This is a genomic window from Flavobacterium gyeonganense, from assembly GCF_029625295.1.
Classification (GTDB): Bacteria; Bacteroidota; Bacteroidia; order Flavobacteriales; family Flavobacteriaceae; genus Flavobacterium; species Flavobacterium gyeonganense.
This window is the reverse complement of sequence record NZ_CP121112.1, coordinates 1717264-1743079: the sequence shown is the minus strand read 5'-3', so window position 1 is coordinate 1743079 and position 25816 is coordinate 1717264. Positions and strand designations below refer to the sequence as shown.

Annotated in this window: 20 protein-coding genes and 1 pseudogene; 16 read left to right on the top strand and 5 right to left on the bottom strand. The window is 33.8% G+C overall.

The features are described from left to right. Positions 1–44 precede the first annotated feature (44 nt). From P5P89_RS07600 to P5P89_RS07570, 7 genes are all read left to right on the top strand, one after another. Positions 45–3203, top strand: a complete 3159-nt coding sequence (locus tag P5P89_RS07600) for a UvrD-helicase domain-containing protein (protein ID WP_278011404.1) — start codon at positions 45–47, stop codon at positions 3201–3203. 82 nt (positions 3204–3285) lie between these two features. Continuing rightward, a complete protein-coding gene (kbl, locus tag P5P89_RS07595; RefSeq protein ID WP_278011403.1) occupies positions 3286–4479 on the top strand; it encodes a glycine C-acetyltransferase in 1194 nt (397 codons plus the stop codon). A 111-nt stretch (positions 4480–4590) separates the two neighbouring features. Further along, positions 4591–6054: an OmpA family protein gene (locus tag P5P89_RS07590; RefSeq protein ID WP_278011402.1), complete on the top strand. Its 1464-nt coding sequence runs from the start codon at positions 4591–4593 to the stop codon at positions 6052–6054. A 104-nt stretch (positions 6055–6158) separates the two neighbouring features. Beyond that, positions 6159–6359 (top strand): transposase, encoded by a 201-nt coding sequence (locus P5P89_RS07585; protein ID WP_278011401.1) that lies wholly within the window; start codon positions 6159–6161, stop codon positions 6357–6359. Positions 6360–6388: 29 nt separating this feature from the next. Further along, positions 6389–6586, top strand: a complete 198-nt coding sequence (locus tag P5P89_RS07580; RefSeq protein WP_278011400.1) for a hypothetical protein — start codon at positions 6389–6391, stop codon at positions 6584–6586. Positions 6587–6600: 14 nt separating this feature from the next. Next, complete coding sequence (locus tag P5P89_RS07575) at positions 6601–7452, top strand: IS3 family transposase (protein ID WP_278011399.1); 852 nt, start codon at positions 6601–6603, stop codon at positions 7450–7452. Positions 7453–7506: 54 nt separating this feature from the next. Beyond that, positions 7507–10272, top strand: a complete 2766-nt coding sequence (locus tag P5P89_RS07570; RefSeq protein ID WP_278011398.1) for a PD-(D/E)XK nuclease family protein — start codon at positions 7507–7509, stop codon at positions 10270–10272. A gap of 649 nt (positions 10273–10921) precedes the next feature. Here P5P89_RS07570 and P5P89_RS07565 read toward each other — a convergent pair. Further along, positions 10922–11699 (bottom strand): annotated as a pseudogene (locus P5P89_RS07565) (alpha/beta fold hydrolase). 164 nt (positions 11700–11863) lie between these two features. Continuing rightward, positions 11864–12667, bottom strand: a complete 804-nt coding sequence (locus P5P89_RS07560) for a TIGR00266 family protein (RefSeq protein ID WP_278011397.1) — start codon at positions 12665–12667, stop codon at positions 11864–11866. A 175-nt stretch (positions 12668–12842) separates the two neighbouring features. Between P5P89_RS07560 and P5P89_RS07555 the strand changes: the two genes are divergently transcribed. Then, complete coding sequence (locus P5P89_RS07555) at positions 12843–13109, top strand: hypothetical protein (protein WP_278011396.1); 267 nt, start codon at positions 12843–12845, stop codon at positions 13107–13109. 179 nt (positions 13110–13288) lie between these two features. Next, positions 13289–13807: a ferritin gene (locus P5P89_RS07550; RefSeq protein ID WP_278011395.1), complete on the top strand. Its 519-nt coding sequence runs from the start codon at positions 13289–13291 to the stop codon at positions 13805–13807. A gap of 59 nt (positions 13808–13866) precedes the next feature. Here the strand turns inward: P5P89_RS07550 and P5P89_RS07545 are convergent, their stop codons facing one another. Continuing rightward, on the bottom strand, positions 13867–15159 hold the full coding sequence (locus P5P89_RS07545) for an aminopeptidase P family protein (protein WP_278011394.1): 1293 nt from the start codon (positions 15157–15159) through the stop codon (positions 13867–13869). 368 nt (positions 15160–15527) lie between these two features. Here P5P89_RS07545 and P5P89_RS07540 point away from each other — a divergent pair, with 368 nt between their 5' ends. The 3 genes from P5P89_RS07540 to P5P89_RS07530 all read left to right on the top strand — a co-directional run bounded on the left by P5P89_RS07540 (position 15528) and on the right by P5P89_RS07530 (position 17852). Beyond that, positions 15528–16331 carry an SMI1/KNR4 family protein gene (locus tag P5P89_RS07540; protein ID WP_278011393.1) on the top strand — a complete coding sequence of 268 codons (804 nt, stop codon included), beginning with the start codon at positions 15528–15530 and terminating at the stop codon, positions 16329–16331. Positions 16332–16643: 312 nt separating this feature from the next. Further along, positions 16644–17378, top strand: a complete 735-nt coding sequence (locus P5P89_RS07535; RefSeq protein ID WP_278011392.1) for an alpha/beta hydrolase — start codon at positions 16644–16646, stop codon at positions 17376–17378. Between the two features lie 15 nt (positions 17379–17393). Further along, positions 17394–17852, top strand: coding sequence for an SRPBCC family protein (locus P5P89_RS07530; protein WP_278011391.1), 459 nt, complete (start codon positions 17394–17396; stop codon positions 17850–17852). Positions 17853–17933: 81 nt separating this feature from the next. Here P5P89_RS07530 and P5P89_RS07525 read toward each other — a convergent pair whose 3' ends face one another. Beyond that, positions 17934–19295: a hydroxymethylglutaryl-CoA synthase family protein gene (locus P5P89_RS07525; RefSeq protein WP_278011390.1), complete on the bottom strand. Its 1362-nt coding sequence runs from the start codon at positions 19293–19295 to the stop codon at positions 17934–17936. A gap of 361 nt (positions 19296–19656) precedes the next feature. Between P5P89_RS07525 and P5P89_RS07520 the strand changes: the two genes are divergently transcribed. The 4 genes from P5P89_RS07520 to P5P89_RS07505 all read left to right on the top strand — a co-directional run bounded on the left by P5P89_RS07520 (position 19657) and on the right by P5P89_RS07505 (position 23985). Next, positions 19657–20322: a succinate dehydrogenase cytochrome b subunit gene (locus tag P5P89_RS07520; RefSeq protein WP_278011389.1), complete on the top strand. Its 666-nt coding sequence runs from the start codon at positions 19657–19659 to the stop codon at positions 20320–20322. Positions 20323–20337: 15 nt separating this feature from the next. Beyond that, a complete protein-coding gene (locus tag P5P89_RS07515) occupies positions 20338–22338 on the top strand; it encodes a fumarate reductase/succinate dehydrogenase flavoprotein subunit (protein ID WP_278011388.1) in 2001 nt (666 codons plus the stop codon). A 52-nt stretch (positions 22339–22390) separates the two neighbouring features. Next, complete coding sequence (locus tag P5P89_RS07510; protein ID WP_278011387.1) at positions 22391–23137, top strand: succinate dehydrogenase/fumarate reductase iron-sulfur subunit; 747 nt, start codon at positions 22391–22393, stop codon at positions 23135–23137. Positions 23138–23217: 80 nt separating this feature from the next. Further along, positions 23218–23985 (top strand): amidohydrolase, encoded by a 768-nt coding sequence (locus P5P89_RS07505; protein ID WP_278011386.1) that lies wholly within the window; start codon positions 23218–23220, stop codon positions 23983–23985. Here the strand turns inward: P5P89_RS07505 and P5P89_RS07500 are convergent. After that, on the bottom strand, positions 23982–25676 hold the full coding sequence (locus P5P89_RS07500; RefSeq protein ID WP_278011385.1) for an Ig-like domain-containing domain: 1695 nt from the start codon (positions 25674–25676) through the stop codon (positions 23982–23984). The two genes, P5P89_RS07505 and P5P89_RS07500, sit on opposite strands and share 4 nt — an antisense overlap. Positions 25677–25816 lie beyond the last annotated feature (140 nt).

Here is a 25816-nt window from a genome sequence, read left to right as displayed (position 1 = left end):
TTTAATATTTAATGTGCTATTTTTACAAGACTAAAACCAAGCTTATGCAAAGCCCGTCTTTCTCAATTTACGATGCGTCTGCAGGTTCCGGAAAAACCTACACTTTGGTTAAGGAATATCTCAAAATTATTCTTTCCTCACCTAAAAATGATGCTTATCGGAATATCCTTGCAATAACTTTTACTAATAAGGCAGTTCATGAAATGAAAGGTCGAATTGTTGGAAGTCTATCTGAATTTGCTAAAGAAGAGCCTACAGCAAAAGCTATCGATTTGATGCAAGATTTGTCCCGGGAAACAGGGCTTTCTGTAATTAAAATCAAAATAAAATCTCAAAATATTATCAAGCATCTTATTCATAATTATGCTGCTTTTGACATTTCTACCATCGATAAATTTACCCATAAGGTAATCCGTGCTTTTGCTCATGATTTAAATTTGCCCATGACTTTTGAGGTGACTCTGGATACCGAAAATTTGTTGATTGAAGCTGTTGACGCCATTATTGCACAGGCAGGTCAGGACGAAACACTGACTAAATTGCTGATTGATTTTACAATGGAAAAGACCGATGATGATAAAAGCTGGGATGTTTCGCGAGAAATTCTGGAGACTGGAAGATTGGTGTTGAATGAAAATAATCGAAATGAAATTATTCATTTTAACGATAAAACAATTGAAGAATTTGTTGAAATTAAAAAGAAAATGCTGGCTTTCTGCCAGGAATTAGAATCAGAAAATAAACAATTTGCAATTGAGGCACTTTCTTTAATTGATAAAAACGGAATCGACTTAAGATCTTTTTCCCGCGGGACTTTTCCAAATCATTTAGAAAGTATTCGTGACGGAAAATTTAATCCCAGAAATAAAACTTTTCATGAATTTGAAGATATTGCAATTAATAAGACGGCAAGTGACAGAGCTTTGATTGAAAATAGTATTCCGCAACTGCTTCTGATATTAGATAAAGTCTATAAAAACTTTGAAAAAAGAGATTTCTACAAAGCCTTTCTAAAAAATATTACGCCACTTTCTTTATTGAATACGGTTAGTAATGAACTGGCTAAAATTCAATCGGAACAAAATGTTTTGTCAATTTCTGAATTCAATGCGATTATTCATCGCGAAATTCAAAATCAGCCTGCGCCATTTATTTATGAACGTCTGGGAGAACGATATCGTCATTTTTTTATAGATGAATTTCAGGATACTTCAGAGATGCAATGGCAGAATTTGATTCCGTTAATTGATAATGCACTTTCAGGACAGGATGATTTTGGTAATAAAGGGACTTTAATGATTGTGGGAGATCCAAAGCAATCAATTTATCGCTGGAGAGGAGGAAAGGCAGAGCAATTTATTGAGCTAAGTAAAGATTTAAATCCGTTTAATAACCCCGATAAATCTATAAAACATTTAGATACGAATTATAGAAGTTACAGCGAAGTAATTGATTTTAATAATGCTTTTTTTAAATTAATTTCTGCTGAATTTTCTAATGAGGATTATAAAAATTTATACGAAAATCATAGTTTTCAGAATGCAAACTCTAAAAAAGGTGGGTATGTAAATATTTCTTTTCTCCCTATAATCGAAAAAAATGATTCTGCAGATGAAGAAGAAGCGATTGAAAAGTCAGATTTATATGTTCTGGCAACATTAAATACAATTCAGAAGGTTCTTCGTGAAGGTTTCGAATATAAAGATATAGTAATTTTAACCCGTAAAAGAGATCAGGGGATCGCTATTGCAAATTATCTGACAGAACAAAATGTTCCGCTTTTGTCATCAGAAACATTGATGATTCAAAATGCTACTGAAGTAAGGCTGATCATTCATTTGCTGAAGTATGTCAATAATGGCATTGATTTGGAGGCAAAAGCAAATTTTCTGCATTTTTTAGGAAATGAAAAAGAAATTGCGATGCCAATACATGATTTTATTGCAGAAGGAATGAATCAGAAAGCTGAAAATGATTTTGAAAAATGGCTTTTAATCTTTGATGTTTCACTTTCTTTTGAAAATATTCGCAAAAAATCACTTTATGAAGCTGTGGAAATCATCATTTCCAAATTTATTCTTCCTTCTGAAGGAAATGCTTATGTGCAATATTTTCTTGATATTATTCTGGAGCGTGATATTCGAAATCAGGCAGGAATAGCTGATTTTCTGGCTTATTGGGATAAGAATGGAGAAAAATTTAGTATTCCCTCTCCCGAAGGAAATAATGCAGTTCGTATTATGACAATTCATAAATCTAAAGGTTTAGAATTTCCTGTTGTAATTATGCCTTTTGCAGAAGAAGATTATAACAGAAAACCCAAAGATAAACTCTGGCTGGATACTGAAGAAGCAGATTTGGGTGTTCCGAAAGCTCTCATTGATAATAGTAGTGCTGTAGAAGGTTTCGGAGAAAATGCTTCTGCTGTTTTTAATTTAAAAAAACAAGAGGAGTTATTGGATAATATTAATGTTTTGTATGTAGCATTAACAAGAGCTGAAGAGCAATTATATGTTATTTCTCAATCGCTAAAAGAAAGAAAGGATGGAGAATTTCCAAGCAATATGGCTTCATTTTTTATTAAATTTTTAATCGATAAAGGAATTTATGATCCTGATAAAATGGAATATGAATTTGGAAATTCAAAGAAGCTTTCCGCCTCTGATAAAACAATGGTTGTTTTGAAAACAATTCCGGTTGTTTCGGAAGTTTTAAATCCGAAAAATATTAAAATTGCTCAGCGTGAAGCCTTAATGTGGGGGACACACCAACAAGAGGCAATTTCATATGGTAATATTGTGCATGAGATTTTAGCTTTCGTGAAAGATAAGTCAGATATTGAATTAGCACTTGCAAAGGCAATTGAAAATGGGTTGATAACACAAGATCAAAAAGAAATTGTTGCTAAAACACTATTTGAAATCGTAAACCATCCAGAGATAAGTAATTGTTTTAATGAACAAAATACGGTGTTAAATGAGCATACAATTGTTCAAAAGGAAGGGAAAATCTTAAAACCGGACAGAATTGTGTTGACAAAGGATATGGAAGCTTATTTGCTGGATTATAAAACCGGAGCTAAAAATCCTAAATATATACATCAAATTCAGGAATATCAAAATGCAATTGAAGATTTAGGATACAAAGTGTTAAAAAGAACCTTGGTATATATAGGTGCTGAAATTGATGTGGTAAATTTGTGATAAAATTAATCAGATGTTAAATGATTTACGTAGCTTTAATTTTGCTAATGTATTAGTTTTTAACATATTATAAAATATTAAGATGTACGGAAAAATTAAAGAGTATTTACAAAATGAGCTCCACGCAATTGAAGAAAACGGGATTTTTAAAAAAGAACGTATTATAACCTCTGCTCAGAATGCAGAAATTACTATTTCTACAGGAGAAAAGGTTTTGAATTTTTGTGCTAATAATTATTTAGGACTTTCATCGCATCCTGAAGTTATTCAGGCAGCAAAGAATGCAATGGATACACACGGTTTTGGGATGTCATCTGTTCGCTTTATCTGCGGGACACAGGATATTCATAAAACTTTAGAGAAGAAGATTGCAGATTTTTATGGTACAGAAGATACTATTCTTTATGCAGCCGCTTTTGATGCTAATGGAGGAGTTTTTGAACCCTTATTAGGAGAAAATGATGCTATAATTTCAGATAGTTTAAATCATGCGTCTATTATCGATGGTGTTCGTTTGTGTAAAGCAGCTCGTTATCGTTATGAAAATAGTAACATGGAGGATTTAGAGCAGCAGTTAATTAAGGCTAATGAAGCTGGAGCACGCTTTAAATTAATTGTTACAGATGGTGTTTTTTCGATGGACGGTCTTGTAGCACCGCTGGATAGGATTTGTGATTTGGCTGATCAATACGATGCAATGGTAATGGTAGATGAATGTCATGCTGCCGGGTTTATTGGAGCGACAGGAAAAGGAACCCTTGAGGCAAAAGGAGTAATGGGAAGGGTTGATATTATAACCGGAACACTTGGTAAAGCCCTTGGAGGTGCAATGGGAGGATATACTACTGCCAAAAAAGAAATCATCGAATTGCTACGCCAGCGTTCACGTCCTTATTTGTTTTCAAATTCTTTAGCTCCCGCAATAGTGGGCGCTTCTATTAAAGTTTTTGAGCTTCTGGAAAAAGATACGTCTTTAAGAGATAAATTGGCCTGGAATACCAGTTACTTTAAAGAGGGAATGAAAAAAGCAGGTTTTGACATTATAGATGGGGATTCAGCCATTGTTCCTGTGATGTTATACGATGCAAAATTATCCCAAGCTATGGCTGATGAGCTTCTAAAAAAAGGAATATATGTAATTGGCTTCTTTTTTCCTGTAGTTCCTAAAGGGAAAGCACGAATTAGAGTACAGTTATCTGCAGCTCATACTAAAGAACATTTAGACAGAGCAATAGAAGCATTTATATTTGTAGGGAAAATGTTAAAAGTTATATAATTACCATTTTGAGCAATTTTTGTAGGTTTTTTTAACATAACATTTTGTATTTAAAAAATTACGTGTTACTTTTGTCTATAATTAACTAAATTGTAATTAAAAAAAATAAGTATGAAACATCTTAACAAACTTTTTGTTGCTGTACTAATGGCGATGGGTTTAAATGCTCACGCACAGGACAGTAACAATCCATGGGCTATCTCTTTTGGGGTTAATGCCGTTGATACCAGAACAAGTTCTGGTTCAGGAAGTGGTTTCTTTGATCAACACTTTTCTCAGCCATTTGGTGTTAAAGACAACTGGAATATTCTTCCTTCTTTATCTTACATTGGTGTATCTAGATACGTTGGAAGTGGTTTTTCTGTTGGTTTACAAGGTTCTGTAAACAAAATTGATAAATATGTTGTATTTAATCAGCCGGGTTTTGGCCCTTCTGATTCAAGAGGTAATACTGTATACAATCCAGGAGATTTAATGTACTACGGAATTGATGCCACTATTAAATATAGCTTCCAGGAATTAATTAAATCTAAAGTAATTGATCCTTCGTTATCTGTTGGTGGAGGTTATACTTTCTTTGGTGATAGTAGTTTTGGAACTGTGAATCCAGGTGTTGGTTTAACTTTTTGGTTTACAGATGCTATTGGTCTTGAGCTTGCTTCAAGATATAAATGGGCTGTAGGCGGTGATAGAGATACAAATGGTGAGCCAGATGCTCCATCTCACTTCCAGCATACTGCAGGCTTAGTTTTTAAATTCGGAGGTAAAGATACTGACGGAGACGGAGTTTACGATAAAGATGATGCATGTCCGGATGTTGCAGGTTTGAAACAATTCAACGGTTGTCCTGATACAGACGGAGACGGAATTGTTGATGCTTCTGATGCTTGTCCAGATGTATTTGGTTTAGCTGCATTAAATGGATGTCCTGATACAGACGGAGACGGAATCGCTGATAAAGATGATGCTTGTCCGGATGTTGCTGGTTTAGCCGCTTTAAAAGGTTGTCCTGATGCTGACGGTGACGGAGTTGCTGATAAAGATGATAAATGTCCTAATGAGGCTGGTCCAAAAGAAAACGGTGGTTGTCCTTTCTTAGATGCTGATAAAGATGGAGTTTTAGATAAAGATGACGATTGTCCTACTGTAGCTGGTCCAGCTAGTAACAGAGGTTGTCCTGAAGTAACTACTGAAGCTTTAGAAGAACTTAAAGTTCAGGCAAGAGCTGTTTACTTTAACTCAGGTAAAGCTACATTCAAAACAGGAGATAAAGAAACTCTTGCAAGATTGGATGCAATTAAAGAAATCCTTAAAAACTATCCTAATGCGAAATTCAGTATTGAAGGTCATACAGATAGTGATGGTTCAGATAAATTGAATCAAAAACTTTCTGAAGACAGAGCAGCAGCTGTTATGAATGCATTAATCGAAAGAGGAATTAGCGTTGATAACTTAGTTTCTAAAGGTTTTGGTGAGTCTCAACCAGTTGCAAGTAATAAAACTCCAGCAGGTAAAGCTCAAAACAGAAGAACTGAAATCAAACATATTGGTTCTAAATATGAAGGTAAACTATAATTTACTTTTCTAAATAATTTTAAAAAGCCATTCTTAATTGAATGGCTTTTTTTATTTTTATCATATGTCCCGTCCTGAAATAGCGATACACAAAAACAATCGTTATGGAAGAATACAGCAATTATGTAAAGCGCACCCAGCGAGATTACAGCATGTCCTTAAAACTTCAAATCGTTAGAGAAGTTGAGCAAGGTAGTTCATCAATTACCCAAATTAGAAAACAATATGGCATTCAAAGCCATGCTACAGTTCTGGGCTGGTTACGAAAATTTGGTAACTTTGATTGGGAAAACAATCTCCTTTGAATATGGCAAAGTCACCCGAACAAAAAATTATGGAACTTGAAGCCCAAGTCAAGCTATTAGAAAAACAAAAGGCTCTTTTAGAACGACAAGCTTACGTTGCAGATAAAAAAGCAATCTTGTTTGACATGATGATTGATTTAGCTGAGAAAGAATATCATATCGATATCCGAAAAAACTCTGCACCCGAACAATCGCCCGCTTCAGAGCAAAAGAACAAAAAACAGTAGCGTTTACCTGTTATTTGTTCGGGATAGACAGACAGGTTTATTATCGAAAGACTAGAAGAATAGCATCCAAACAAAACAAAGCCAAAGAAGTAATTTTGATGGTGGATAATATCAGGAAGACAATGCCTAGAATAGGTACTCGAAAACTATATTATCTTTTGTTGGATAAACTTCAATTAATGAAAATTGGAAGAGATAAGTTCTTTGATATACTCAGAGCCAATCATTTATTGATACATCCTAAAGGAAGTTATCATCTAACGACTAACTCACATCATCGATTTAATAAACATCAAAATCGAATTCTGGATTTAGAAATTAACAGACCAGAGCAAGTTTGGGTCTCTGATATAACCTATCTAGGAAAAAGAGATAATCCTTGCTATTTAAGCTTAGTCACAGATGCTTATTCTAAAAAGATTATGGGATATTATCTTGCCGATAACATGAACACAGAAAGCAGTTTGAAGGCTTTTAAAATGGCTCTTAAACACAGAAACAACAAAAAATTACCATTGATACATCATTCAGACAGAGGGATTCAATATTGTGCTAATGACTATCAAAAGCAGCTTAATAAAAATAAAATTCTATGCAGTATGACACAAAACTCTGACCCTTATGAAAATGCAGTGGCAGAAAGGATTAATGGTATTTTAAAACAGGAATTTATGATTGACAAATACAATCAAAAAGCAGAAATCATGCAAAAAATTGTAAAAGAAGCTATTGATATCTATAATGAAATCAGACCTCATTATTCTAATTACATGCTTACTCCAAATCAGATGCATAACCAAAACAAAATTAAAATGAGAACCTATAAAACAAAAAACAGTAGCAAAACTGAGCTTGCTACTGTCTAAAATTGTACTTTTATTTTTTATTAATCCTGTATCACTTTTTCAGGACTAGACAATATGATAAACACTTCTTTTTTAGAAAAAATTGCAGCTACTATTATTCAGGATTATTTCGATAGATTATTTGAAATTACTATTGTTCTTCCTAACAAAAGAGCTAAGGTTTTTTTGATTGAAGCATTAAGGAAACAAACAGATAAAACCATTCTCTCTCCTGATATTATTTCAATTGAGGATTTTGTACAAGAAGTTGCTTCTATTCGTTCTGTTGATTCAATTGAATTATTTTTTGAATTTTACGAAGTTTATCTCTCTGTTACAGAAAAACAGCATCAGCAGTCATTTGAATTATTTGCAAATTGGGCAAAAACGCTTCTTCAGGATTTTAATGAAATTGATCGTTATCTTCTTGAACCTACGCATGTTTTGTCTTATCTAAAAGATATTGAAGATATTAAAAAGTGGGGTATTGAAGTTGAAAATAAAACGAAACTACTTGAAAATTATATTGATTTTTGGAAATTGCTGCCAATTTATTATGAAGCTTTATATAGCCATTTGTTAAATAAAGGTTTTGGTTATCAGGGGTTAATATATCGTGAAGCAGTAAATAACTTAAATCATTTTTCAAACGCTATTTCGAATAAAACTTATGTTTTTGCGGGTTTTAATGCTTTAAATGCTGCTGAAGAGAAAATAGTACAGCATCTTTTAGCTCTTGATCAGGCAAAAATTTATTGGGATATAGACCAAACGTTTTTAAATGACCCTTACCATGATGCAGGGCTTTTTGTAAGGCGGTTTAAAGAAAACTGGAAACATTATAAATCAAATCCTTTTGAGTGGATTACGGATGATTTTTCCCAGACAAAGAATATTCAGGTAATAGGAACCCCAAAAACTATTGGACAGGCAAAACTTTCCGGAAGCATTATTGAAAATATTCTGAAAGATAATCCAGGTTCTTCTCTTGATAAAGTAGCAATTGTGCTTGGTGAAGAAAATTTACTGATACCAGTTTTGTATTCTTTGCCAAATTCTGTTGGTGCATTGAATATTACTATGGGGTATTCAGGTAAAAACAATCCGGCACAAATTTTAATCGCCAAATTGTTCAAAATGCATACAAATGCCCTTTCAAGAAATGGGGCAAGTTATGTTTTTTATTACAAAGACGTACTTGATATTCTCACGCATCCGTTGATTCAACCTTTTGCTAAAACCAATCAATTAGTTAAAATCATAAAAGAAAATAATTATACTTTTATTACCCATACAAGATTAAACGAACTCAATTTTAATCCGTCAGATTTATTTAGTCTCCTGTTTCGAAAATGGGAAAATGGGGCTCTGGCTGTACTCGAAAGTATTTCGGCACTTTTACTTTTGATTAAAGAAAATTTCAGTAATGACAATGAAGAAGAGAAAATCGCAAAAACTTTTGTGTTCTCTGTTTTTAAAGTTATCAATAAGTTAATCAATTATTATTCTAAGCATACTCATATAGATAATATTCAGACTTTGTATGCAATTTATAAGCAAGTAATAGATGTTGCAGAGGTTTCTTTTGAAGGAGAGCCTTTAAATGGTCTGCAAATTATGGGGGTCTTGGAAAGTCGCGTCCTTGATTTTGATACAGTAATTATAACTTCTATGAATGAAGGGAAATTTCCTGCCGGCAAATCTCAAAATTCATTTATTCCATATGATGTGAAGAGGGAGCTTGGGTTGCCGACTTTTAAAGAAAAAGATGCTATTTATACGTATCATTTTTATCATTTGCTGCAAAGAGCTAAAAATATTTATCTGATACATAATACCGAAAATGACGGACTAGATGCCGGTGAACGCAGCCGATTTATTACACAATTAGAAGTGGAAAAGCAACCAAAGCATAATTTAACTTTTGATATTTACAATCCGGTACTGCCAACAACTGCATATAAACCAATGTCAATTCCAAAGTCAGATGCCGTAATGGAGCGTTTAAAAGAAATTGCTTCCACGGGATTTTCTCCTTCTGCACTGACCAGCTATATTCGGAATCCAATCGATTTTTATTTTCAAAAAATACTTCGCATCCGGGAAGTCGAGGAAGTCGAAGAAAATATTGCTTTGAATACCTTGGGGACTATTATTCACGGGACATTGGAAGCTTTGTATACGCCTTTTATCGGGAAATTTATTTCTGAAGAGGATATTTCTAATTGTTTTAAGTTGTTGGATGATGAAGTTTTAAAGCAATTTAAGTTGGTTTATAAAGAAGGAGAAATTAAGAAAGGTCGTAATCTTCTGGCTTTTGAAGTTGCAAAACGTAATGTTTCTAATTTTTTAAAAATGGAATTGGAAGCAATTAAAAACGGCGATGCAGTTAAAATTCTTGCTTTAGAAAAAACTTTCGAGCGAGAACTGATTAATTCGAAGCTGTCATTTCCTGTTTTGATTAAAGGAAATGTGGACAGAATTGAACTACGCAACGGAAAGATAAGAATCATCGATTATAAGACAGGAAAAGTTGAAAAAGCTAATGTTATTTTAAAATCATGGAACGGATTGACCCAGGAGCTTAAAAATGATAAAATTATTCAGGTATTGGCTTATGCTTTTATGTTTGAAAAGCAAGCTGGGGAATTTCCTGTAGAAGTAGGAATTATTTCATTTAAAAATTTGAAGTCTGGTTTTTTACCGTTCGGATTTAAGGAAGATAAAGAATTGGATATCACTGTTACTAGTGAAACTTTAAATAATTATTTGAATGAAATAGTATTGTTATTAAATGAGATTTTTGATGCTAATATTCCTTTCGAAGAAAAAATAAATTGATTGTCAGAAAGCTATTGAATATATTCGGATTTTTAAAGCTGCTAGATAATTTGTTTTGCCGAATGACTCTTCAAAAGATGTCTCCAATCATAATAGATTGCTTTGAACGTGTTGATAAGATCAAATAAACAAATAAAAGGAATAATTATTACTATAATCATGATTATCAGAATGCAATCAAAATTTCTACTAGGTTGGTTTTGATTAAAGAGGCAAACTGCATCAAATAAATAAGAAAGTAGATCTTATTGAGAAGGTTATTTGTCAAATACATCCTTATATTTTAATTATATATTTTTAATTACCGCAATTTTATAAATTATTAAATTAAATTTTATTCTTTTATCTTATTGTTTTTTAATGAGGTATAAATTATTAAGTAAGATTTTTTATGCAGTTTATTTTAAAAAGAAAGAATTGATGTGTTATTAATAAAAGTGATACTAACACTTATTTTTAGGTCGTATTTTAACAGTCATTCATTGAAAAGTTATATTTATTCAAATACCTTTGTCGCGTCTAAAAAAATATATTATTTTAGAAATTTGACATGAGAAGTCAAAATTAAAGCGATTAAGATTTTGCCCCCGATAATGAAGAAAGGCCGTTTCACAATGATGATCGGTCTTTTTTCTATTTTACGCAATTCTTAATACCTGAAAAAATCAGAGAGAACTTTTTTCAAATCTTCCTTATTCTCAATTTGGCTCATGTGCCCGTCATCAAAAGAAACAAGTTGCACATTTGTATTTTTGATTTGGGATTTATTTTCATCATAATTTAAAACAGGATCTTTTTTTCCCAAAACCAATAAAACAGGAAAAAGGTTTTGCTTTAAAATATTTTCCCTGTCTTTCCTGATTTTCATTCCTTCCAGTGAAGCTACAATTCCCTGCAAAGGTGTTTTTAATGCTTCTTTTTTTACTTTTTCAATTTCATTTGCAAGATGCTCGCGATTATTTTCACTAAATAAATTTGCAATCGCCATACTAACAAAGCTGGCATAGTTTTGTTTTACCGCTTTAATAGCGCGTGTTCTGTTTATTTTTTTCTGCGCTATCTTCTTTGGAAGTCGAATTTAGTAAAACTAGTTTTTGTAGCTTTTCCGGATATAATTCGGCGAAAGCCAGACCAACGTAACCGCCCATTGAATGCCCAAGAATTATCGCTTTTTCAATTTTCAGATTTTCTAAAACTGCATTGACAGCTCTCGCATTTTCTTCCATTTCATGAACATAACCTAAACATTCGGATTCGCCGTGGCCTAATAAATCAATGGTAATTATGCGATAAATCTCAGAGAAAAAAACGGCATAATCATGCCACATTTTTTTGTTTTCCAGAAAGCCGTGAAGTAAAACAATTGTTGTTCCTTCGCCTGAATCAGTATAGGATATGGTGGTGTTTTTATATAGAACGGTTTTCAAAATGAAGTTTTATAATGTGAAAAGCAAAGATAAGAAACGATAAACCATATAAGATATTTAAGTTTAAAATATGAGTTTTAGCTGTTATGTTGTATTGTTTTCTTATAACAATTGCGGTTTTGGTATAAATAAAACAGTCTTCATTTTTGAAATCTATTTATAGATTAAAATCGATTATCTCCATCCAAAAGATTTCCCAATCCGCCAAGAAGGCTTCCTTCGTCACGGCTGTTTCCACCGGATCTTGGTGCTGATGCAATGATACGGTCGGCTAACCTGGAGAAAGGCAATGACTGTACGTAAACCGTTCCCGGACCTTTTAAAGTAGCATAAAACAAGCCTTCACCGCCAAAAATAGAATTTTTGATCCCGCCAATAAATTCAATATCATAATCGACGTCTTTGGTAAAACCAATAATGCATCCTGTATCTACTTTCAGGACTTCACCGTGAGCCAAAACTTTTTTAGCCATTGTTCCTCCGGAATGTACGAACGCCATACCATCTCCTTCAATTTTCTGCATGATAAAACCTTCTCCGCCAAATAAGCCGCGACCTAGTTTCTGAGAAAATTCTATTCCGACAGAAACACCTTTGGCAGCGCATAAAAAAGAACTTTTCTGGCAGATAAATTTCCCCTGAAATTCGGTTAAATCAATTGGAAGGATTTTTCCCGGATAGGGTGACGCAAACGAAACTTTACTTTTGGTATTACCTTGATTTAAAAATGCGGTCATAAACAAGCTTTCGCCGGTAAGGACTCTTTTTCCGGCATTTAAAAGTTTGCCAAATAAACCCGATCCTTGTTGTTGTGAACCGTCGCCGAATATGGTTTCCATCTGAATATTATTTTCCATCATCATAAAGCTGCCTGCTTCGGCTATTACAATTTCCTGTGGGTCTAACTCTATTTCAACATATTGCATTTCTTCTCCAAAAATCTGATAATCTATTTCGTGTGCCTGCATGATTTCTAAGTTATATAGTTTTAAAATAAGTCGAATGATGCTCTATAATGTTACAGCTTTTATATTATTAAGAGATTTTAAAAACAAAAACAGCTTTTGTTATTTTAAATTAGTCTTAATTATGTATTTAATTCGTTTAAATTCTATATTTTTGCAGCGTTATAATTTTATCAGAATGGCATTAGTTAGCGATTTGACCACCAAAATATTATTTGAAACCGAAAAAGGATATAGTTATCAGTGTGATTTGACTAATAGTATCATCATTAATTTTACTGATACAGTGTCAAGTTATAAAATTCAGGATTTTTTAATTTTTCAAAGAAAAGTCAATAGTGTCGATATTTTAGATATGCTTTATGATTTGTCTGATCATGCTGATGTACAGCTGATTGAAACTACTAAAAAAATTTCTCCAGAAATCTTACCATCTGTGAAATAGTGCAGCTTCGTGAATTATTAAACGGGACTAAATTTACACTTAGTTTGCATTCAATGCTTTGCAGTATTGCAAATGTTGAGCTAATTTAGATTCTTACTTAGATTAAATCCAAATTTTCAGGCGATTAAGGCTTTTGTTTTTATATTTTGTAAATTTACATGTATAAAAAATTAATGATTATGAAAGATTTACTAAGAACCAGTACTTCATTAACCGAAGGAATAGAAAATATATTGAACTTACAGGCAAAAATAGAAAGTGACGCTTCTAACAAATATTTAGCTATGGCTGCATGGTTAGATAGAAACGGGTACGCTAATACAGCATCATATCTCTACAAGCAGGCTGAAGAAGAAAGAGAACATTTTCTTAAAATTTTCAAATTTATTACAGATATGGGTGGGATTGCAGTTACGCCATCTGTTCCGGAAGTGCAGCAGGAATTTGCTTCTTTCAGGGAAGTATTTGAAATCGCTTTGCAAAATGAAATTGCCGTTACTCAGGCAATCAATAGAGTAATCGCAAAATGCAGAGCTGAAAATGACTATGCTACAGAAGATTTTATGATGTGGTATGTGGCTGAGCAAAGAGAAGAGGAGAAAAATGCAAGAAGAGCCTTAGAACTTTTTGAATTGATCAACGAAAATGAAGCTGACGGCAAATTTCAATTGGATGTGCAAATAGCAAAAATCGGGTAATAACCGATTTATAAAATTTAAAAGCCCTTAATATGTAAAGTATTAAGGGCTTTGTTTATTTATGAATTCATCAACGTTTCGATTTCGTCCACTTCAACCGGAATATTGCGCATCAAATTGAAAGGTTCTCCTTTTTCCTGAACCACAACATTGTCCTCCAGACGAATTCCGAATTTTTCTGCAGGAATGTAGATTCCCGGTTCAACCGTAAAAACCATATTCGCTTTCATAGGTTCGTGAAGCAAACCATAATCGTGCGTATCCAGTCCCATGTGGTGAGACGTTCCGTGCATGAAATATTTTTTATAGGCTGGCCAGTCCGGATTTTCGTTCTGAACATCGGCTTTGTCAATTAATCCCAAACCTAATAATTCAGAAGTCATGATTTTACCCACTTCAACGTGATATTGTTTCCAAAGTGTTCCAGGTGTAAGCATTTTTGTAGCTTCATTTTTTACTCTTAAAACAGCATTGTAAACCGCTTTCTGACGATCTGAAAAACGTCCTGAAACCGGAATCGTCCTAGTCATATCGCTGGAGTAATTGGCATATTCAGCAGCAACGTCAAGCAGAATCAAGTCTCCGGCTTTACATTGCTGGTTGTTTTCGATATAATGTAAAACGTTGGCATTATTTCCCGAAGCGATAATCGGCGTATAAGCAAATCCTTTAGAGCGGTTACGAATGAATTCGTGTGCCAGTTCGGCTTCGATTTCGTATTCGGTAACATTTGGTTTTACAAATGACAACAATCTGCGGAAACCTTTTTCGGTAATATCACACGCATGCTGAATCAAATCGATTTCTTCGCTTTCTTTTACAGAACGGATTCTTTGTAAAATCGGGTTACTTTTTGCCACATTGTGTGCCGGGTATTTTTCTTTCCACCATTTTACAAAACGGGCTTCACGTGTTTCAGTTTCAACAGCAGCGCGGTAATGCTCGTTGGTATTGATGTACATCGTATCAGCATACGTCATCATTTCGTTCAAAACTTTATGAAAATCCTGCAGCCAGTAAACCGTTCTGATTCCAGAAACCTGAAAAGCACGTTCTTTGGTCAGTTTTTCGCCTTCCCAAATCGCAATATGCTCGCTGGTTTCTTTCAGAAAAAGTATTTCTTTCTGGTTTTCATAAGGTGCATCCGGAAACAAAAGCAAAATACTCTCTTCCTGATCCACACCGCTTAGGTAAAAAATGTCTCTGTGTTGTGCAAAAGGCAAAGTACTGTCGGCACTAACAGGGTAAATGTCGTTTGAATTGAAAATGGCAACAGAATTAGGTTTCATTTCTGCCGTAAATTTTCTGCGGTTTTTTATAAAAAGATTGCTGTTTATTTGATGATATTTCATAATTGTTTCATTTTTGAACTTGGAATTTCAAAATTACATATTTTAAGCAATCAACGTAAAATTGATTATTAAAGTTTTCATATTTATTTTTGTTCAATTTTGTCATCTCGACGAAGGAGAGATCACACTCGTAACTCCACAAAGATTGGCAATTTTGTTTCACGCAGATTTAGCAGATTTTGGCAGATTTTTTTCTTTAAAAGTTGTATTGACCCCAATCTTGTTATCTCGACAAAGGAGAGATCTCCGCAAGTAGCTCGACAAAGAAAAACGTTAATCTTTGTTAAGAAATAATGGATGTATTTTGTAATATTGTTTAGATATTAATATACAATAATAAATTTGAGATGGATAATCTGCATAGTAAAATGTTAGATTCTATAAAGGACTCTAAATGGGTTTTAGATGAAATATATATGTTTCTACCAACTGAACCAGAAGAAAATCTTATAGCATTTGAGGCTAAATTTAATGTTAGAATACCAGAAGATTATCGATTTTTCTTGTTGAATGTTTCAAATGGTATTGTGAACAAAAATAAATGGGGTTTAAATTTAGTCGAAAAAATAGATTTTGTAGATTTTTTTTATGAAGATAACGAATACAATCCATCCATTCCTTTTGAATTAACTAATAAAGTGGTTTTTGGTCGTGGCTCTGATTGTAAAGAAGTTTCTCCTTATCCTTATGAAATAACTTTTGATCAAAACTATGATATTTTTGAGAAAGGATATTCAAATGGGCAAATTCATATAGCAGGTTATGGTTGCGGTACAAGTGCATTTATTGTAGTTAATGGGAGTGAATATAGTAATGTTTGGGTTGATGATTTTTCTTCAAATAATGAAGTGTATCCCGAGTATGATTTTAAAAGTAATAGACCTCGTTTTTCTTTTACTGATTGGTTAATTGAAGGTGTTAACAGGGAAGTTACTATTCACGGTCAGAACATTGAATGGGAAAAAAGGATTAAACTAGAGGAAAAGGCTAAACAAGATAAAATTGATGAACAAAAGAGAGAACTTGAAATAAAAAGATTAGACCAAATTAAAAGAGAAAAATTTGCTGAGCAGAAGAGAGAAGTTGAAAGAGAAGAACAAAGAAGTAAAAAAACTCATAAAAATTTGCTTATATATTTGATTGATAAAATGTTTAGTGTCAAAAAACGATAGTGTGGATTTGCAATCCGTGCCCACAAAAGTATCTAAATGTCATTCAGAAAAAATATCTACTACAATTATTTAAAGAAGACGATTTTAGCGGTTCAGGATTTTAGAGAACAACCGAAGCAATTTCCGCTTCGGTTTTTTTATGGAGTTATTCAGAGAAATGCTAAATTTGAATGTTTACATTTTTATAAGTGAAATATTATTTACAATACAAAGAATTGATGTCACCCTGAGCGGAGTCGAAGGCTTGTGAATTCGAAAAGGCTTCGACTCCGCTCAGCCTGACACTCATTTAATTTAATAAAGCAACTTGATATGGCGGGAAAAAGATGGAAGCTGAAAAAAGTTTTAAAAACAATCTGGATTACAACAGGTGTATTGTTTACTATCTGGCTGTTCTATTCCTATGAATCGGACGGTGTAGACAAGTCTTTTTTGCAAAGCAATGATTTGGTTCAAGTAGAAGATCTTTCTAATTATTATTCATTTACGCCTAAAAAAGAATTTAAAAATGTTGTTATCTTTTACCCAGGTGCAATGGTCGAAGCAGAAGCTTATGTTCCGCTTTGCAGAAAACTTGCTGATCAAAACATGAGGGTTTATTTAATCAAAATGCCATGGCGACTAGCCTCAAAAGGATATAATAAACCCAAAGATTTACATCTTTTTGGCGATGATTCTAAAACTTACATTTTAGCAGGACATTCGCAGGGCGGAAAAATGGCAGCACAGTTTGTCTATGAAAACCCTAAATTGACTGACAAACTGATTTTGATAGGAACTTCTCATCCAAGAGATATTTCTCTGACAGATGCCGAAATCCCAATCTTAAAAATTTACGGTTCAAAAGACGGCGTGGCAGATGAAGGGTCGATTATGAAAAACAAAACAAGACTGCCTGAAACTGCAAAATTTTTAAAGATAGAAGGAGCAAACCATTGTCAGTTTGGTTATTATGGTTTCCAACTTGGAGATGATAAAGCGACGATTAGCAGAGAGCAGCAGCAAAAAGAAACTTTAAATGCAATTGTTTCGTTTATAAATGAATGATTAAAGAATATAAATATGGCTTCAGAAAATATTTCAGTAAACCCGGAATGTGAAATTGTAACAACGAGAATTGTGCAGTTCCCAATAGAACTCGCTTACTTCGCATGGACAGAACCGGAACATTTAAAAAACTGGTGGGGTCCAAAAGGTTTTACCAATACATTCAATGAATTTGATTTGCGCCCAGGTGGGAAATGGAGTTTCATTATGCACGGACCTGATAAAGGAAATTATGCAAATGAGTGTGAATTTCTAAAAATTGAAAAGCCCAGTTTTCTAAGCTGGAAACGCCATTCGAAACCACTTTTTCAGGTAGCAGTATCTTTTGAACCTGTTTCAGGAAACTCCACGAAGATTGTTTTTAAAATGATTTTTGATACGCCTGAAGAATGCAATAAATTAAAACCATTTGTAGTCGATAAGAATGAAGAGAACTTTGATAAGCTTGAGGTCGAATTATCAAAAATGATTTAATAGAAAGTTCTGATATAAAAAAACCGAAGCTAATTAAACTTCGGTTTTTTGGAATTTGGATTTTTAAAATTGGAATTTAAATTAATCCACCCATTTATAATAACGCGCTCCGATTAAAGTCGGAATCTCTTTTTCGATTCGGTCTAAAACCCATTCGTTTTTTGGAGTTCTGACACTTTGTTTTAGTTCTTTTTTATGAAGGCTTTCGTAAGTGTTGAAATCAATTTCAGTGCTTTCCGCTAAGTTTTCAAAAAGCTTTACATTCTCTAAAGCCGATTGCCATTCCGGTTGAATCGTACCTTCAAAAACTTTTGATTTTGATCCGCTTCCGTAAGCTAAGAAACCAAATTTAGTTCCGGCAATTGCTGCGTTTGTATCATAAAAATGAGCCAAAGTTGATAATAATCCCATAAAGATAGATCCGGTGTAAAGATTTCCGATTAAAGAAGAAGCCAATTCTGCAGGCTGTAATTTCTCGGTAACAAAACTTCTGTAATTATCCGATTTTGCCACTTCTTTAATTTTTGCCTGATAATCTGCGGGCACAATATCATCGGCAATAATTTTTTCGGCGCTGTCTAAAGCATAAATTTCAGATAGCATTCGTCGACCCTGAAAAGAATAAGGCAGATGCATGATAATGCTATTCCATGTTTTGTATAACGTTCCAGTAGTGTTTTTTAGTTTCTTGAATGAAAAGTAGGCAGCACGCGTACGATCCATATAACATTGGTTTGAATACTGACCATCAAAAACCGGCTGATCTTTATGGATTTCGATTTCGGCTTCTAAATTGTCAAACCACGAATTGTTATTTGTATTTTGTGTAATGGCTTCTTTTGAAATGCTTCTGTACGGTTTAAAAAAGTCAAAAACACCTTTTGTGCTTGTAGCCCAATTGTCATCAAAAGCAATGATTTTTGGATTTGCAGTAATCAGCATCGCAACAGCTCCGGCACCTTGAGTATATTCTCCGCCGGAGTTTAAATCGTATTTGGCAAAATCACTGGTTACTACGATTGCTTTTTTCGCCGGATTCAATTTTACAAAATCAAGGCAGTTTTGCATGGCATCAACTCCTCCGATACAAGCGAAAGTAAAATCAACAACGTCACATTCAGCCAAAGTATCTTCGCCAAATTTTTGCTCCATTAAACTAATTAAATACGAAGCAATTGGTTTAGAACTGTCAATACTGCTTTCGGTGCCAACATAGATCCGGCAGATTTCGTTTAGGTTTATATTGTTGTCAATGATGAGTTTTGTTAAAGCGTTTGCTCCAAAAACTACGGCGTCCTGATGAACATCCGGAAAAGTCATTTTTAATAATCCAAGACCTTTTTCTAATTTTTCTGGTTCAATATTTCTGGCAATCGCCAAAGTTTTTATGGGTAAATGTATGTTGGCTACATCAAAAGAAATAGCATCAATTCCTGTTTTCATTCTTATTTTTTTTGAAGTCGGTAAAGGTAAAGTTATTAGAATGGAATGACAATTTTTACAAGTATAAAATTCTGGCTTAAGGGGAGTTTTGGAGAAAAGTAGTCAGAAGTTGCAGTAAAATAATAATTTAGCAGTGTTTTGTTATTTTTTTATGGGATTACTATTTTCTGAAATTAAGGTGGTAAATTATAAATTTGAAAATTTTTATAATAATTTAATGCGTATTCTGTTTTTTTAATACGTAAAAGTACGTATACGTAGCGTATTTTAAAATCATTATAAATAACAACGAAATGGTTGTAGTTGATATGTAATTGAGTTATTTTTGCTTAATTTTTTAAAACAAACTACTTAAACACTTATGGCACAATCTGCACTATTGAATGCTTCCATCTTAAAGAAAGTAGCTATGGCTCTTTCGGGAATATTCTTAATCACTTTTTTAGCGCTGCATGTTACCTTAAACTTCATTTCTGTTATTAGTGAAGACGTTTTTAACGAGGCTTCACATTTTATGGGTTACAATCCGCTAATACAATTTGTAATGCAGCCAATTTTGGCAATTGGGGTAATTTTCCATTTCGTAATGGGCTTTGTACTTACTGCTCAAAACAGGGCTGCGAGACCTATTGCTTATGCGAATTATAACGGAGCTGCAAACGCATCATGGAGTTCTAGAAATATGATTATTTCTGGATTGGTTATTTTAGCATTCTTAGGACTGCATTTTTACGATTTCTGGTTTCCTGAAGTTACGTATAAATACATAGCAGGTACAGCACCAGACGCTACAAGGTATTATGGAGAGTTAGTTCACAAATTTCATGATCCAATTCGTACAGGATTATACTGTATATCTTTTATCCTTTTAGGATTTCACTTATGGCACGGATTTGCATCTTCTCTTCAGTCTGTAGGGATGCATAACAAATATTCAAGGTTTTTGGCAAAAGTGGGTTACTGGTTCGCAGTTGTCGTTCCGGCACTTTTCGTAATTATCGCCTTATTTCATCATTTCAAACAATAATTAATATCAATTATAATGGCATTAGATTCAAAAATTCCAAATGGTCCTATAGCGGACAAATGGACAAATTATAAAGATCATATTAATTTAGTAAATCCTGCTAACAAACGTAATCTTGATATTATCGTAGTTGGTACAGGTTTGGCTGGAGGTTCGGCTGCGGCTACTTTGGCTGAGTTAGGATATAACGTAAAAGCATTTTGTTTCCAGGATTCTCCACGTCGTGCACACTCTATCGCTGCACAAGGAGGTATCAACGCAGCAAAAAACTATAAAGGTGACGGTGACTCAGTTTACAGATTGTTTTACGATACTGTAAAAGGAGGTGACTACCGTGCACGTGAGGCAAACGTTCATCGTTTAGCTGAAGTTTCTGCCAATATTATTGACCAGTGTGTGGCTCAGGGAGTTCCGTTGGCTCGTGAATATGGCGGACTTTTAGATAACCGTTCTTTTGGAGGAACATTGGTTTCCCGTACATTCTACGCACAAGGACAAACAGGACAGCAGTTATTGTTAGGAGCTTATTCTGCAATGAACCGTCAGATTGGCCGTGGAAAAATCAAAATGTACAACCGTCATGAAATGCTGGAATTAGTAGTTATTGACGGAAAAGCGAGAGGAATTATTGCTCGTAACTTAATAACAGGAGAAATTGAAAGGCATTCTGCTCACGCGGTAGTAATTGGTTCCGGAGGATACGGAAACGTATTTTTCCTTTCAACAAATGCTATGGGAAGTAACGCAACAGCAGCCTGGAAAATTCATAAAAAAGGAGCGTATTTCGCAAATCCTTGCTACACACAAATTCACCCAACATGTATCCCAGTTTCAGGAGATCACCAGTCTAAACTGACTTTGATGTCTGAATCGTTACGTAATGACGGTCGTATTTGGGTTCCTGCAAAATTAGAAGATGCACAAACTATTCGTGAAGGAAAGAAAAAAGCAACTGATATTGCTGAAGCAGATAGAGATTATTTCTTGGAAAGAAGATATCCTGCTTTTGGTAACTTGGTTCCTCGTGACGTTGCCTCCCGTGCCGCCAAAGAAAGATGTGATGCTGGTTTTGGAGTTAATAAAACCGGAGAAGCAGTTTATCTTGATTTTGCAGCAGCTATCGAACGTTACGGAAAAGAAGCTGCTCACGTTAAAGGATTGAATGAAAATGATAAAGCTTTAGTTACTAAATTAGGAACTGATATCGTGAAAAGTAAATACGGAAACTTATTTCAGATGTATTTGAAAATTGTTGACGAAGATCCTTATGTAACACCAATGATGATTTATCCAGCGGTTCACTATACAATGGGGGGAACCTGGGTTGATTATAATTTAATGACTACAATTCCTGGATGTTTCTCAATTGGAGAGTCTAACTTCTCTGACCACGGAGCAAACAGACTTGGAGCTTCTGCTTTAATGCAAGGTTTAGCTGATGGATATTTTGTATTGCCATACACTATTGGGGATTACTTAGCTCCGGATATTAAAATGGGACCAATTTCTACAGACTTACCGGAATTCGTTGAAGCTGAAAAATCAGTAAAAGATTTGATCAATAATTTTATCAATAATAACGGAACTCATTCTGTAGATTATTTCCACAAAAAATTAGGTAAAATTATGTGGAACAAAGTAGGTATGGCCCGTAACGCTAAAGGTTTAGCTGAAGCTATGGAAGAAATTGCCGCTTTACGTGAAGAGTTTTATAAAGATGTTAAAGTACCTGGAAGTGCTAACGAGTTTAATCAGGAATTAGAAAAAGCAATCCGTGTTGCCGATTTCTTAGAATTAGGAGAATTGTTTGCGAAAGATGCTTTACACCGTAATGAGTCTTGTGGAGGTCACTTCCGTGAAGAATATCAGACAGAAGAGGGAGAAGCACTTCGTGATGACGAAAACTTTGCATACGTTGCAGCCTGGGAGTATAAAGGAAAACCAAGCGATGCCGTATTACACAAAGAACCTCTGGTTTACGAAAACATTAAATTAGTTCAAAGAAGTTATAAATAGTATTTAGAAAAAGTCTTGATACTTATTTCTTAATACTTAATACTTATACAAAATGAAACTTACATTAAAAATATGGCGTCAAAAAAACGCACAAGATAAAGGAGGGATTGTAGAATATCCTATCGATGGAATCGAGCCAGATATGTCTTTCCTTGAAATGTTAGACGTTCTTAACGAAGGTTTAATCAATAAAGGAGAAGAACCAGTTGCATTTGACCACGATTGTCGTGAAGGAATTTGTGGAATGTGTTCTTTATTCATCAATGGTGAAGCACACGGACCGGACAGAGGTGTTACAACTTGTCAATTACACATGCGTATGTTTAAAGATGGCGATACGATTTTTATCGAGCCATTTAGAGCAAAAGCATTCCCAGTAATTAAAGATTTAGTTGTTGACAGAAGTTCTTTCGACAGAATTCAGCACGCAGGTGGATTTATTTCGGTTAATACTTCAGGAAATACAATTGACGCTAATACGATTCCGATTAATAAAGACGATGCTGACAAATCATTCGATGCTGCAGCTTGTATTGGTTGCGGGGCATGTGTTGCAACTTGTAAAAACTCATCTGCAATGTTATTCGTTGGGGCAAAAGTTTCGCAATATGCGTTATTGCCACAAGGTAAAGTTGAGGCTACAGAGCGTGTATTAAACATGGTTCATCAAATGGATTTAGAAGGTTTTGGTAACTGTACCAACACGGGAGCTTGTGAAGTAGAATGTCCTAAAGGAATTTCTCTTGAAAATATCGCACGTATGAATCGTGAGTATTTGGCAGCAAGTTTGAAAGGATAATAAAACACATTTGGGTTTTTAATATGAAACGCATTCATTAATTTGAATGCGTTTTTTTATCTTTATATAAATTAAAAAATATGAAAATAGCTCTTATCCAATCGAATCTTGTCTGGGAAAGTCCAAAGCATAACATTATTAATTTCGAAGCTAAAATAAACGAAATAAATGCTTGTGTTGATTTGATCGTGCTTCCTGAAATGTTTTCAACCGGATTTACTATGAATGCTTCTAAAATGGCCGAAACAATGAAGGGAGAAACTGTTGTTTGGATGCAGGCTTTAGCTAAAAATAAAAATTGTGCTATTGCAGGAAGTTTAATTATTTCAGAGAATAAGAAATACTATAATCGCTTTGTTTTTACTTTTCCATCAGGTGAAATTCAATATTATGATAAAAGACATTTATTTACCCTGGCAGGAGAAGAGAAAGTATATACACCAGGAAATAAAAAGCAAATCGTGGAGTACTTAGGCTGGAAGATCTGTCTGCAGGTTTGTTATGATTTACGTTTTCCTGTATTTGTAAGAAATGTCGAAAATTATGATTTGATTTTATATGTTGCCAACTGGCCCAAAGTCCGCATAAATGCCTGGGACATACTGCTCAAAGCCCGCGCGGTTGAAAACCTTAGTTATGCCATTGGCGTAAACAGAATAGGTTTTGATGCGAACAATCATCAATATAATGGTCATTCGCAGGTGGTTGATTTTCTTGGTAATCCCATTTTAAAGCCTCAGGAAAATGAAGGTGTTTTTATAGTTGAATTAGATAAAAATAGCATGTTGGAAACCAGAAAAAAAATGGATTTCCTAAGCGATAAAGATCTGTTTGAAATACAGGGCTAAAAAACGGTTTTCTTTTTCTTTTTTTCTGCATTTAGCTTTGCTTCTTCATTCTTTTTCGCTAATTCAGGATTGTAAGGAATACTTAAATCAATAGATTCAACTTTGTCCCAATTTGCATGCAGGTCAATTTCTTCCTGATAATAAAATACTTCTTCAGAATATCTTTTTTCTAAATAGTTTCCGGGGTCATACACTTTGTTTTTATTGTCATCATAAATAACCCTTACAGAATATATAGCAGGTTCTAAGAGCTTGAAATCAAAGGTGTTTTTGTTTTCAGAATAGTCACTGGTAAGCACAACGTCTCCTTTTTTATTGGTTAATTCAACTATAATCGGGAAACGTTTTACATTTTGTAGATTCAGTGTAAGATTTCCGTATTCTTCTACTTCACGTGTGTTCAGTTTGTATGATAAAGTATCATTCGATTTTTCATAAAAATCAGTCAATGCGCCGGGTAAAAATGTAAAATTATATTTTTGTGCCGGGTCTTTTTTAAAATCTATATATAGCTTTTGCTCAAACTCATCATATTCTGTTGTATAATCTACAGCTAACGAATCTTTGTTGACTAACTTAATTTTTGACTTATCGAAGTTAACCAGCGGTGTTGCAGTTTCAAGTGTAAACCTGTCTCTGAAATGTATGATTCCGTTTTGCACGGCAGTAATATTCAGGGTGTCTTTTTTCTGGTTTTTGATTCTAAGACTAAACTTTTTATTATAATCGTCCTTACTGACTTCCAGTGATAGAGAGTCGGCTTTTATTGGTTTATACCAAACTTGCAAAGAGTCCTTTTTTGGGAAGCGTGTTATAATGGTTTCTAAAACTTCAGTATTGTTCTTGAGTACAATTTTGGGTTTCGAATCTTTATTAAAGTTCTGTTTTCCTTCATACGGAAGCAATAATCGGTTTCCTGATGCCTGTATTGGTTTGAAAGCTTTTAAAGGAAGCTGCTCTTTAAATAATTCAAGTTCGTAAACAGTATCGTTTGGAATCGTTATAGGTTGTTTGATAAATCCAATTTTATCATCTTTAGGATTAAATTTATTGTTGTTTCCTTTGTCTTTTAAAGCTATCAGGAGATATTTACCAGCCTTTAGATTTTCTAATTTAAAAACGGTTAGACTGTCTAACGTATTGGTTATGTATCGTGGATTTTCTTTATAAACGACAGAGTCCTTAAATTTATCATTGACTTCGTAAAGCATTACAGTGACAAAATTATCAGCAGTTTTATTATAAGAATCTTTAATTCTTCCGTTTAAGGCAAGAGAATCAATATAAGTACCCGTAGAGAAAACATATTTGAATTGATTATACGGATTTCCTTCATTATTATCTGCAATACTTTGTCCGAAATTAAAACTATATGTGGTGTTGGGCTGTAAGGTATCCAGAATTTTTATATTGATAAATTTGCTTGCATTGGTAGGTGTAATAATAGGTGGATTTTTCATTGGCGGAGAAATAATCAACTGTTTATTGGCATTTTTAAGCTTTACATATTCATCAAATGTCAGTGTGATTTCGTCTGCTTTAAAATTGGTGCTGAAATTTTCAGGAGAACTCGATCTTAAAACAGGGCCAAGTGTGTCTTTTAAGCCACCGGTTATGCTGCCGCGCTTCGCGCAACTCATCATTAAAAATACCAATAAAAAAGCAAAATATTTTAAGCTGTTTTTCAACATAACGATTCGTGATTTAATTGCACAAAATAACAATTATATTTGCTTTAATTGAAATTTTTTATCGTTTTATTGGGTTTTGGAATTTTGAAGAAAGCTGTTTTTAAATTTAATAAAAAGTTATAGTTTCAAATTTACAAACG